Below are 11,426 nucleotides of genomic sequence, written 5' to 3' on the forward strand. Positions count from 1 at the left end.
CAATACTAATTACTCGTGAGGCTTGACTATACAACACCCAAACAGTTGTATGGTTCGATTGAATCGATACAAAAACCTTGATTTAGTTAACTAAACGCTAGACAATATCAACTCAAACAGCCCAATCTGTTCAGATTTGGAAAAAGCATTGGCATACACTGAAAAGTGAATAGATAAGACCAAAGCAAGTATCCATAAACAGTTGTGCTGGCGACAATAGCAAGAGTGAACCACCTGATCCCTTCCCGAACTCAGAAGTGAAACCTCTTTGCGCTGATGGTAGTGTGGGGTTACCCATGTGAGAGTAAGTCATCGCCAGCTCATTATTCCTAAAAATCCCCCTCCGCTATAAAGCAGAGGGGGATTTTTTTATGGGGGGAATAAATGTAAATTTGCTAAAAAATTGTCATCACTCAATTGTAATAAGCGGTATTCATACCCACCATAATTCTATAAAAATTATTCATTTCATTTACAGTAAATTTTTTAGAAAAACAGCGAAATGATGTGCTTGTGAATAGAGTTCCCTGTATCTAAACACTTTAAACCCTATCTGATTCGCTTTTCTCGTCTGAGAGAATCCTTTGTTAAAAATTTGGCCGATGCTGCACATTCAACCTCAATTAGTTGGGTATCCATATAATCCTTATCGTGCAGTGGGTTCTTCGCTATATCTTTTTAGTTACTACACGGGATCTAGTATTTTAGATAGTAGTAGCGGCTTAGTCTGGGAAAACTATGGTTAGAATGGCTTAACCTTGCTTATTAGCTATGTACTGATGTTGGGATTATTTTTTGCCCTACCACTCCACTGTCGATCATCTTTATAAACAACAAATAATTAAGAATTTAAACCTCTGTTTTTGTGTATTTTTTAATCAAGAATATGAGTGGAATTCATGGTAAAATGATCGGCTTTCATCTTTGATCTATTTTTAGATCTCCTATCATCTGCCAGCCGAGAATTTGCTAGCCATGTCTACAGCTTATACCGCACAGACAGCGCCGACCGCGTTGTTTGATTACGACAAATATTGGGCGTCTTGTTTTGAACCCGCACCATTTTTGCCGATGTCACGCGAGGAAATGGATCTACTCGGCTGGGATGCCTGTGACTTTATTTTAGTTTGTGGCGATGCCTATATCGACCACCCATCTTTCTGTTCAGGCATTATTGGACGAACCCTTGAAGCGCAAGGCTTCCGTGTGGGGATCATCGCTCAGCCAGATTGGACCGATCCTGAAGCATTCCGTGTATTGGGTAAACCAACCATTGCTTGGGGCGTGACCGCAGGCAATATGGATTCCATGATCAACCGTTATACGGCTGACCGCAAAATCCGTTCCGATGATGCTTATTCACCCGATAATCAGCCGAACAAACGCCCAGACCGTGCAGCAACTGTGTATTGTCAGCGCTGCCGTGAAGCATTCCCTGACGTGCCGGTACTCTTGGGCGGGATTGAAGCATCCTTGCGTCGTATTGCGCATTATGATTACTGGTCAGACAAAGTCCGTCGTTCAGTATTGATGGATTCAAAAGCGGATTTATTGATGTACGGTAATGGCGAACGCTCTATTACTGAAGTCATGCACCGTTTGGCCAAAGGTGAAAAAATCCACGAAATTACCGATGTTCGTGGTACAGCATTTATTGTTAATAAACATAACCGTGCATCTAAAGCCAAGTTTGTTGAAATTGCATCGAATGATGTCGATAGCATTGGACGTGTGGATGCAATCATCAATCCATATGTGATGACTGAAGATTTAGATGGTTGTGAAATAGAAAAAGATAAAGGTAATTCTTTAACTCAATATCAAAATTTCCAAAAAGAACCTGTTGCTAATCCAATTATCCGCGAAGGCGATAATCTGGATGCAGATACGCAAATTGTTCAGCTTCAGCCTGCGCCATCAAAAGCCATCAAACATAAATTACCGCCACGTGAACTGGCTGTCATTCGTTTACCTGCATTTGAAGAAGTGGCTGAAGATCCTGTTTTATATGCACATGCCAACCGTATTTTGCATTTGGAAACCAATCCCGGAAATGCGCGTGCTTTGGTACAAAAGCATGGTGAACGTGATGTATGGCTGAATGCACCGCCGATTCCATTGACCACTGAAGAAATGGACTATGTGTTTGACTTGCCTTATGCACGTTTGCCACATCCAGTTTATGGTGAGGCACGTTTCCCTGCATTTGACATGATCAAGTTCTCCGTGAACATCATGCGTGGCTGTTTTGGCGGTTGTACTTTCTGTTCAATTACCGAACATGAAGGTCGTATTATTCAAAACCGTTCTGAAGAATCGATTCTGCGTGAAGTGGAAAAAATTCGTGATACCGCACCTGGCTTTACCGGCATTATCTCTGACCTAGGTGGCCCGACTGCAAACATGTATCGTTTGCAGTGCAAAGATCCTGAAATTGAGAAAAACTGTCGTAAACCATCGTGTGTATTCCCGGGTGTTTGTCAAAACTTGCATACCGATCATGCACCATTGACGCAGTTATATCGTAAAGCACGTGAACTAAAAGGCATTAAAAAGATTCTGATTAGTTCAGGTTTGCGTTATGACCTGGCTGTATTGAACCCTGAATATGTGAAAGAACTGGTTCAGCATCATGTCGGTGGTTATCTGAAAATTGCACCGGAACATACCGAAAAAGGTCCATTGTCGAAGATGATGAAACCGGGTATAGGTACTTATGACCGCTTCAAGCAAATGTTTGACCGTTTCAGCAAGGAAGCAGGTAAAGAACAATACCTGATTCCTTATTTCATCGCGGCGCATCCGGGTACTACCGATTATGACATGATGAACTTAGCGATTTGGTTGAAGAAAAATGGTTTCCGTGCTGATCAGGTACAGAATTTCTATCCTTCACCAATGGCAACAGCAACCACCATGTACCACACGGGTAAAAACCCGTTGGCGAAAGTGGCGCGTTATACTGAAAATGTCGACATTGTGAAAGGCGACAAGCGTCGTCGCTTGCATAAAGCCTTCTTGCGTTACCATGATTCGAATAACTGGCCATTGCTACGCGAAGCATTGAAAGAAATGGGCCGTTCAGACCTGATTGGTAACTCGAAACAGCACTTGATTCCGACCTATCAGCCTGTAGGCACTGAAGGTCAGTATCAATCGGCACGTAAGAAAAATTCAACTGTTGCGGGTGATTCGCAAAAACGCAGTGGTGATAATGCTGTTCGTAATAATTCCGCAGCGAACCCGTCACGCCCGTCGAATACCAAAAAACGTCCTGAAAAAGGTCAGATTCTGACTCAGCATACCGGTTTGCCACCTCGTGAAACAGGGGATGCTAAAAAACCGTTTGGTGGTCCGAAGCCAAAAGGTAAACCTAAGCCAAAATCGAGAGCCTAATTTAAAAAATGAAAAGAACGCTTAGGCGTTCTTTTTTTATAATTCATTAAAAAATAACAGGAATTAAACAGCTCGTCGGAATTGTAGGACAATAGCTAAAAGTATTGTTGCATCAGCACTCAGCCTTGCGATACAGTACTTTAAATGTCTAATAATGGATTTAATTTAGACATTAATAATGAGCATAAAATCAGTGCAACTTTTTGTCAGCTTTTATGATGATTTCGTCATCATTCAATGCAGTTTGTTTACTTGAAATATTTAATAAAAATAAGAGTTGTATACTGAATTTCATAACAAACAATCGGTGTGACACCGAAAAAGATTATAAAAATTTAAAGGACTAAGAGGATGATGGTTTACATTTTGATCGGGAGCTTACTCCTATTCTGTGTACTGTGTATGGCTTGGAAAAGTCTGGAAAGCAGTACGAAACAGCAAGATAGCGCTTTAAAACAAAGGGCTATTTTTAATATTAATGAACAATTAACCTATACGAGACTCAAGGGAATATTGCCGCAGAGTACTGTATTGGCACATGTTTCATTTGATGCATTATTGACGACCAAATACTCCCGAACCCGTCATAAATATCGCAATATGGTGGCAGACTTTGTGGTGCTTGATGAACATCATCAAGTGAGCGCGATTATTGCACTTGATGATCCCATGGCATTAAAACGTCCACAGAATGCGCAATATCAGGATGCACTTTTAGCTATGGCGGGATACCGTGTGATTCGCTATGAAGATGTACCTGAATATTATCAGTTAAGACAAGATTTTCTATTGGATAAATCTCTTCACAACCAGTTAGATACGCAGGTTGAAGATATCCCAAAGAAGTATAGTTTTTATCCTGAGTTGGAACGAAAGAAAATTCGAATCGTGGGTTAATCATAACAGCATGAAGTCATATTTTCATGCTTGTTCATTTATTTCCTTTAACGTAAAGCACGAACAGCAGTGACCGTCATTTCCACTAAAACATCTGGTGCATAGAGCTTTGCTTCAACACAAGTTCGTGCAGGTGCTTGACCTTCAGCGACCCAAGCATCCCAAACTTCGTTCATTGCCGCATAGTCTTTTTCTATATCTTTCAAGAAAATCATCACAGATAGAATATGGGTTTTATCTGTACATGCATCTGCCAATAGACGGTCGATATTATCCAGTGTTTCTTGAGTTTGCGCCTTAATATCCAGTGAGGTGTCATTGGCCAATTGACCTGCCAAATGCACTATATTTCCTGAAATTGCCACTTCGCAATAACGCTTTTCTACATGTAGACGCTGAACGCTCATAAATTTTAATCCTGTATTTTAAAGTATTATCGCAGCGATAAGGGCGCTAATCAAACCCACCATAAACCCTATTTTCGGATGATCAAGACGATCTGTAAATCCAGACAAAAAATGGAATACTGCAACAGCTGATTGCACTGACCCTAAGCTTGATATTTAAAAAGAACTGCATCTCTGCCATAAATTATGGGTTCAATAATTCAGGACAAAATTAGTCAGAAAATACAGGATTAAAAATTGAGTCAGAATAAAAAGCCGACCCCAAAAGTTGCAAACGCAGCAAGGGTGCCCATATTGCCTATACTTGGGAAAAATTGGTCTTTAAAAATGAATGTGGCAACAATGCCATAAAGTAGAAAATCGTACCAATCGACAACAGCACCAATGAAACTATTGAGTGCGGCTTTACGCGCGTTGTTCTTTGAGATGTACAGAGATATTTGCAAAAGACATGCAAGAGGGAATTCCATGGTTTAACAGAGTTGCCCTGTAATATTCGGATTTGATCGTCACGCCAATCACAGGACAGCATGCTAAAAGTAAAGGTGATTTTTAGCATCTCAGCGGCTACATGGATAAATGCATCGCGCCAATAGAGTACCGCAAAAACAATCATTGTGTAGCATTAATTGGTCTAATTTCATTCTTTTGATTGAAAAATATTCAAATGCTTACCAAAGAGAAAGCTGTGGCTGATCTTGCTGGTCAGAAAGTTGGTAAACCCCAACGCCAATTAAGCGGAATTGAAAATGTTCAGGGATCTGCATTTCGATCAGCAATTGCTGAAGCACATCCTGCAGTTGTTTCTGGTTTTCTAAAGGCTGTTTAAAGCTTTTACTATGTTGTAAAACCTGGAAATTTTTCAGCTTGAGTTTGGCCGAAACACCGCGTGCACAGAGTTGTTTTTTCTCTAAACTTTGCCAGACCTGATCCATCAGTTTAGGCCAATAATTCTGGCACTGGATTAAAGTCAGATCATCATCAAAGGTGGTTTCTTTAGAAATTTGCTGCCGTTCACGCTCAGCTTGAACGGGGCGTTCATCAATCCCTTGAGCATAACGGAACAGCTGTCTGCCATATTTTCCAAAATGTTGAATCAGCATGGCCTCTTCAATTTGCTGTAAATCGCCCAAGGTTTCCAATTGCAGCATTTTGAGTTTTTCTTGGGTGACTTTACCGACACCGGGAATTTTTTTAAGCGGCAAATGTTGAATGAAGTTTTGCACCTGTGAGGGTTTAATCACGCAGATGCCATTCGGTTTATGCCAGTCCGAGGCAATTTTAGCCAAAAACTTATTTGGAGCGACGCCCGCCGATGCGGTTAAACCGGTAACTTGAAAAATATCTTCCCGGATTCGCATGGCGACTTCTGTTGCACTGGCAATGTTCTGTAAATTGTCCGTGACATCCAGGTAGGCTTCATCTAAAGACAAGGGTTCAATGAGCGGTGTATAACGCTGAAAAATCTGGTGAATCTGGGCAGAGACAGTACGGTATTTTTCAAAATTGGGTTCAATCACCACCACTTGAGGACAGCGTTTTCTGGCTTGTGACATCGGCATGGCTGAGCGCAGACCAAACTCGCGTGCAGGATAAGATGCCGCATAAACCACTGCGCGTGGATGATGTGAGGAAACCACCACGGGTAAATGCTTTAACTCAGGTCGGTCTTTGAGTTCCACGGAGGCATAAAAGGCATCCATATCGATGTGAATGATTTTTTTCATGCAGTGCTAAATTCTGCCTTTAATTCGGTCTAGCTTTAGTATCTCATCTTCATGGCTGAGATTGTAGAGCAGGATCAAGTGGATACGACACAGGCCGACTGAGTAAAACCACCTGTACTTTTTGTTGTTCAGCAGCCTGAATCAGAATTTTTAAGCTCTCGTCTGTGTTGTCCGCCAGATAAGGTAAAAATTCTAAAGCTTGATCCACAGGCTTGAAAAAATTGTCCCAATGGATGGGCACAACCACTTTGGGTTTTAATGTCTTAAGAGTTTGATCCAGATAATTTTGCTGAAATTCAGTTGACTGGCGTGAAAGCTGGGCAATGCCTAAAAATAAGGTATCGACCTTTAAATTCTTCAATTGATTGGGCACTGCACCGGTACTAGCTTTAACTAAAATACGCTGACCTGAATGTTCAATCAGATAATCAAAACTATGGCCTTCTTTAAATGCAGAAAAACGTGCGGGTTGTTGCAGGGGGTGGGAAATTTCCTTACCCAAATCATTATTCACCGCTATCGGTGGGGTATGTCGCGAAGCAATGGCAGTGACTTTGAACTCGCCAAAGGACAGCGGTTGTAAGGGTTGAACCAGCATTAACTGCTGTTCGGGAACGGCTCCGCCACGGGCAATATTTAAGGTGCTGTTTGAGCCGATAATTTTTGTCTGGGGAAGTTGCTTGCCAAGCTCGGCAAGATCCAGCGCATGATCATAATGGGAATGCGTGACCAAAAACACCTGAGTGCGCTGTAACTGCTGTTGCTGAATTATCCGCCGGATCACTTCAGGCTGACTTTGAATTTTCTGAAACAGCACTTGAGATAGCGAGGGGCGACTAAAGAATCCATCAATCAGAATCTGGGTTTTGCCATCATCAAAAAGCAGCGTCGAAACACCAAAAAACTTCACCTTTAGCATTGAAGTTGAGGCTGTTTTTTTAGCGGCTTGATATTGCCATTTTTGAAAATCAGACACCTGACCGGAAGGTTGCAGTAAAAAAACCATGCCAGCCCCCAAAAACAGAATAAGCAGTGCCAATGAAACCCAAAGTCCTTTTCTAATCGACATAATTTTCCTGTTTGTAGTGGGGTGCTGTTTTTATTGTTGATCAATATTTAAACTTGTCTTGTTATTTTTTCGGTAAATTTTCAATTGATTTCTGAGTGTAAATCTTATTTTTTTCTAGAAAACTGATCCAGTCAGATTGATCACCATTAAACACATTTAAGTCGACAACTTTGGCAATACCTTTGATTGTTCCCTGATTGGTATGTTGCCAGAACAGCCATTTCGGCTTGCCTTTTAAATCCGGCTTGCCCTGATATTCACGTACCCACAGCGGTGTTTTGGAAAATTCCCCAGCTAAAATAATGTTATAAAATGACTTGGAAATATAAAAAATTGGCTGTTTTCCATAATGCTGATACAGCCGGTCATGCATGAGCTGAATTTCTTTAAGCAGCTGTTCCTTGGTATAGGTGTTGATGCAATTAGTGTCATATTCCAGATCGATTACCGGCGGTAGGGCATCGGCTTTGTTGGGTACGGTTTCAATAAAGTTTTGCGCCTGAATTTCACCATCACGGCATAAACGATAAAAATGATAGGCACCGACCATCAGGCCATTTTCGCGTGCTTGCAGCCAATAGTCCTGAAATTTTCGATCCTTAAAATCACCGCCTTCAGTGGCTTTCAGATAAACAAACTGATAGTTTTTCGGGGAAATCTGTTTCCACTGAATATCACCTTGATGATGCGATACATCAAAACCCTTGACCGGATATTCTTGTGCCGAGGCAGGATTATGATGCAATACAAAAACATAAACGACAATTGCGATACAAATCAGCACTAAGCCTGCGCAAGAGGCATAAAGCTTTTTATGGCTGTTCTGGGCGAATCGTTTTTGAGGCATAAAGAATTTAGGGATGATTGACCGAACACATGATAACGCGATCTGAAGCTTCAGACCACGTTGTTTTTCAATCAGGCTAAACAGGCGTGTTGCGGGGAATACGCGAGAAAATGCAGGCCGTGATGATATTAATACAACCAAGGAAAATCAAGGTGCTATGGAAGGCTGTAGTGATGTGATCGGCACCATAATACGCTGTGAAGACGTTCACCAAAGTTCCGGCCAAAGCCACGCCAATACTCATCGACACCATCATGATCATCGATAAGAAACTGTTGCCACTACTGGCATCCTGTTGCGGTAAATCCTTCAAGGTTAAGGTATTCATCGACACAAATTGCAGAGAATTCAGCATGCCAAAAATAAAGAAATGTAAAGCACGCAACCAGATAGGTGTATCCGCCGTAGTCAGGGCAAAACTGGCAATACAAGCACCCACTAATAAGGTATTAACCAGCAATACATTACGATAGCCATAGCGCTGAATAATTTGGCGAATAACCGGTTTGGATGCCAGTGAACCCAGTACGGTCGGAATCATCAACAAACCCGTGATAAAAGGTTCAAAACCAAAGGCGACCTGCAACATCAGCGGAATTAAAAAAGGCATGGCATTGCCGCCTAGGCGGGCAAAGAAATTGCCGACAATCCCAATGGCATAAATCTGATTGCTAAATAATTTACTGCGGAACAGTGCATTTTGATGACTATGCGCATGATAGGCGTAAATAGCCGCCGCCATTAAACCCGCAGTGATTAATCCAGTACTCCACCATAAGGACTGATGCGGGCTAGAAAATTTTTCGATTCCCATTGAAACGCCGACCATGGCAATCACCAGCAATATAAAACCGGAAAAATCGAATGATTTAACTGTAGGCTCTGTGACATTCGGCATGGCTTTAACGGTAATTAAGCAACCCAAAAGCCCCATCGGAATATTAATCAGAAAGATCCAGTGCCAGGTCGCCACTTCGACCATCCATCCCCCCAGTGTCGGGCCGATGAGCGGACCCATCAGTCCTGCCAGACTCATTAAACTCATGGCAGATAAAAATTGGGTACGCGGAATGACTTTTAGCATCGCTAAACGGCCAATAGGTAACAATAATGCGCCGCCAATTCCTTGAATGACCCGATAGACCAGCAGTTCATTTAAGCTGTTGGCAAGCCCACACCCTAAAGATGCCAAGGTAAAAATAACAATTGCGCTAAAGTAGGTATTGCGTACCCCAAAACGGTCTGCCAGCCAACCACTTAATGGAATACAGGCAGCCACGGAAAGCACATATGCCACCACGACACTATGCATTTGCAGTGGATCTTCACCCAGATTTACCGCCATGGCAGGAATCGCGGTATTGACAATAGTGGTATCCAGACCTTGCATAAAAAAGCCAATAGACACCAAAAAGACCAGCAGTCTAAATTCAGGTTGTAAGGCTTGATGTGATGGCGTGGCGTTCATAAAATTATAAAAGTGAAATTTTTAAATAGTTTAAAGGAATCATCTAAACCTAGTGTAAGAAAAAGTTGTTCTATCGATTGTCTGCACAGTGCAATCAGGCAGACATCAGTTAGTCATTTAATGCAAAGTCTTGAATGATAAAATAGTTGAAATTTCAAGCAAAGCAAATTAAATCCAGATCAACGTTCAGCTTTCTGCGCATCTCCTTGCAATGAAATTGGTCATTCAATCACAAGCTATACAGTTTATTTGAAATAAAAAAATTGCAGATAAAAACAACATTAAGCTGCTTTTTATCGACGATAACAAAATCTTGTCGAGCTTATGTCATTAAAGTGACATAAAACTGTCATAATCTGGCCTAGCCTCCAGCCGCGCTGGATGAGTACTTTCAATTGGTGAAAAAGGTTTTGTTTTTATGACAATCGAAATTTTGATGATTGTTGGCTTCTGTCTAGCCGCGTATTCAATTGTCGGAAATGATGTGCCGCAAACCTTAGGTACCTTTATTTCATCCAATGCGCACCGTCCCTGGTGGATACTGTGGTTATATACCAGTAGTATTTTAAGCGTAGTCTTGCTTTATGGTTGGTGGGCTTCAGGTGTTGGTGATGCCTCATATGGTCGTCTGGAAACCATTCCTTTTCCCGACGGCGGAATTACCTGGCTGTATATTGTTCCGCCTATATTACTGATTATTTTAACTAAATATGGCATTCCGGTCAGTACCACATTTTTAGTCCTCACCATTTTTTCGCCAAGCAGTCTGGGTTCCATGCTGACCAAATCGATGATGGGTTATGCCGTTGCATTTGTAGTGGCCATTATTGTTTATCGTTTTGTGATTAAAGGCATTTCAGTTTATTTCAGTAAAACCCGGGACCATAAAGTCTCTCATGTCTGGATTGGTTTGCAGTGGGTGTCCACGGCATTTCTGTGGAGCCAATGGCTGATTCAGGATCTGGCCAATATTTTTGTCTATGTACCCCGTCAAGTTCCGCTGGAATTTTTGATTTTCGCGATTTTGGTTTTTGTCATTCTATTGGGCATGATTTTCTATCAACGTGGTGGTGCAATCCAAAAAATTATCGATACCAAAACCGGTGTGGCCGATATTCGTTCCGCGACCATTATCGATTTTATTTACGCCATTATTTTACTGGTGTTTAAAGAGTGGAGCAATATTCCCATGAGTACCACCTGGGTATTCTTGGGTCTGCTGGCCGGTCGTGAATTTGCCATGTCGATGCATCTGGCTGAAGTGAATAAATATCGGACTTCACGCAATGTCAGTAAAGATGCGATGAAGCTGATGGTTGGCTTAATCATGAGTGTTGTTTTAGCGACAACGCTGCCGTGGTTCTATAACTTTATTTCAAATTTATAGCGCATACCGGGCAATCAAAAAAGCGAGCCATGAGCTCACTGCTGTCCCATAGTTTGATTTAAATAAAAAACCTGAGTCCAAATCGTTAAAATATGAGTGCAAACAAACACTTTAACGACCAGGATTCAGGTTTTGTCACATCAGAATACCGTATTTCATCAGCTTATTAAACCCGTCGTGCGACAGGATTTTGAGCAACTTGCTAAAGTACACCATGTTGGACAGAAA

9 protein-coding genes, 1 rRNA gene and 2 pseudogenes are annotated in these 11,426 nt (G+C 41.7%); 6 read left to right on the forward strand and 6 right to left on the reverse strand.

The window, feature by feature from the left end:
* The first annotated feature begins 206 nt into the window (after positions 1 to 206).
* The 4 genes and pseudogenes from rrf (at position 207) to E0H81_RS15555 (ending at position 4,293) form a co-directional block, all read left to right on the forward strand.
* Positions 207 to 321: ribosomal RNA gene (rrf, locus tag E0H81_RS15540) — 5S ribosomal RNA — on the forward strand.
* 283 nt (positions 322 to 604) lie between these two features.
* Positions 605 to 830 (forward strand): annotated as a pseudogene (locus E0H81_RS16290) (MFS transporter); the annotation flags it as partial.
* Between the two features lie 145 nt (positions 831 to 975).
* Positions 976 to 3,396 carry a YgiQ family radical SAM protein gene (locus E0H81_RS15550; protein ID WP_131320214.1) on the forward strand — a complete coding sequence of 807 codons (2,421 nt, stop codon included), beginning with the start codon at positions 976 to 978 and terminating at the stop codon, positions 3,394 to 3,396.
* A gap of 351 nt (positions 3,397 to 3,747) precedes the next feature.
* Positions 3,748 to 4,293 carry a DUF2726 domain-containing protein gene (locus E0H81_RS15555; RefSeq protein WP_131320216.1) on the forward strand — a complete coding sequence of 182 codons (546 nt, stop codon included), beginning with the start codon at positions 3,748 to 3,750 and terminating at the stop codon, positions 4,291 to 4,293.
* A gap of 47 nt (positions 4,294 to 4,340) precedes the next feature.
* Here the strand turns inward: E0H81_RS15555 and E0H81_RS15560 are convergent, their stop codons facing one another.
* From E0H81_RS15560 to mdtD, 6 genes and pseudogenes are all read right to left on the reverse strand, one after another.
* Complete coding sequence (locus E0H81_RS15560) at positions 4,341 to 4,700, reverse strand: RidA family protein (RefSeq protein WP_131320218.1); 360 nt, start codon at positions 4,698 to 4,700, stop codon at positions 4,341 to 4,343.
* Positions 4,701 to 4,945: 245 nt separating this feature from the next.
* Positions 4,946 to 5,170 (reverse strand): annotated as a pseudogene (locus E0H81_RS15565) (shikimate transporter); the annotation flags it as partial.
* Between the two features lie 201 nt (positions 5,171 to 5,371).
* Positions 5,372 to 6,427 (reverse strand): DNA polymerase IV, encoded by a 1,056-nt coding sequence (gene dinB, locus E0H81_RS15570; RefSeq protein WP_131320220.1) that lies wholly within the window; start codon positions 6,425 to 6,427, stop codon positions 5,372 to 5,374.
* 49 nt (positions 6,428 to 6,476) lie between these two features.
* Complete coding sequence (locus E0H81_RS15575) at positions 6,477 to 7,496, reverse strand: MBL fold metallo-hydrolase (RefSeq protein WP_131320222.1); 1,020 nt, start codon at positions 7,494 to 7,496, stop codon at positions 6,477 to 6,479.
* 61 nt (positions 7,497 to 7,557) lie between these two features.
* A complete protein-coding gene (locus E0H81_RS15580; RefSeq protein WP_131320228.1) occupies positions 7,558 to 8,343 on the reverse strand; it encodes a glycoside hydrolase family 25 protein in 786 nt (261 codons plus the stop codon).
* 76 nt (positions 8,344 to 8,419) lie between these two features.
* Positions 8,420 to 9,811 carry a multidrug transporter subunit MdtD gene (gene mdtD, locus E0H81_RS15585; protein ID WP_131320224.1) on the reverse strand — a complete coding sequence of 464 codons (1,392 nt, stop codon included), beginning with the start codon at positions 9,809 to 9,811 and terminating at the stop codon, positions 8,420 to 8,422.
* A 418-nt stretch (positions 9,812 to 10,229) separates the two neighbouring features.
* Between mdtD and E0H81_RS15590 the strand changes: the two genes are divergently transcribed.
* Entirely contained in the window at positions 10,230 to 11,198 is a 969-nt protein-coding gene (locus E0H81_RS15590; RefSeq protein ID WP_131320226.1) for a hypothetical protein, read from the forward strand.
* 132 nt (positions 11,199 to 11,330) lie between these two features.
* Positions 11,331 to 11,426, forward strand: a 96-nt coding sequence (locus E0H81_RS16360; protein ID WP_214613820.1) for a DUF4372 domain-containing protein, incomplete at its 3' end; no start/stop codon positions are given.

Source organism: Acinetobacter terrestris, from assembly GCF_004331155.1.
GTDB classification, from domain to species: Bacteria; Pseudomonadota; Gammaproteobacteria; order Pseudomonadales; family Moraxellaceae; genus Acinetobacter; species Acinetobacter terrestris.

Coding starts and splice junctions, on each gene's coding strand:
- dinB (WP_131320220.1), bottom strand. CDS start 6,427: ATGAAAAAAATCATTCACATCGATATGGATGCCTTTTATGCCTCCGTG.
- E0H81_RS15575 (WP_131320222.1), bottom strand. CDS start 7,496: ATGTCGATTAGAAAAGGACTTTGGGTTTCATTGGCACTGCTTATTCTG.
- E0H81_RS15550 (WP_131320214.1), top strand. CDS start 976: ATGTCTACAGCTTATACCGCACAGACAGCGCCGACCGCGTTGTTTGAT.
- mdtD (WP_131320224.1), bottom strand. CDS start 9,811: ATGAACGCCACGCCATCACATCAAGCCTTACAACCTGAATTTAGACTG.
- E0H81_RS15580 (WP_131320228.1), bottom strand. CDS start 8,343: ATGCCTCAAAAACGATTCGCCCAGAACAGCCATAAAAAGCTTTATGCC.
- E0H81_RS15590 (WP_131320226.1), top strand. CDS start 10,230: ATGACAATCGAAATTTTGATGATTGTTGGCTTCTGTCTAGCCGCGTAT.
- E0H81_RS15555 (WP_131320216.1), top strand. CDS start 3,748: ATGATGGTTTACATTTTGATCGGGAGCTTACTCCTATTCTGTGTACTG.
- E0H81_RS15560 (WP_131320218.1), bottom strand. CDS start 4,700: ATGAGCGTTCAGCGTCTACATGTAGAAAAGCGTTATTGCGAAGTGGCA.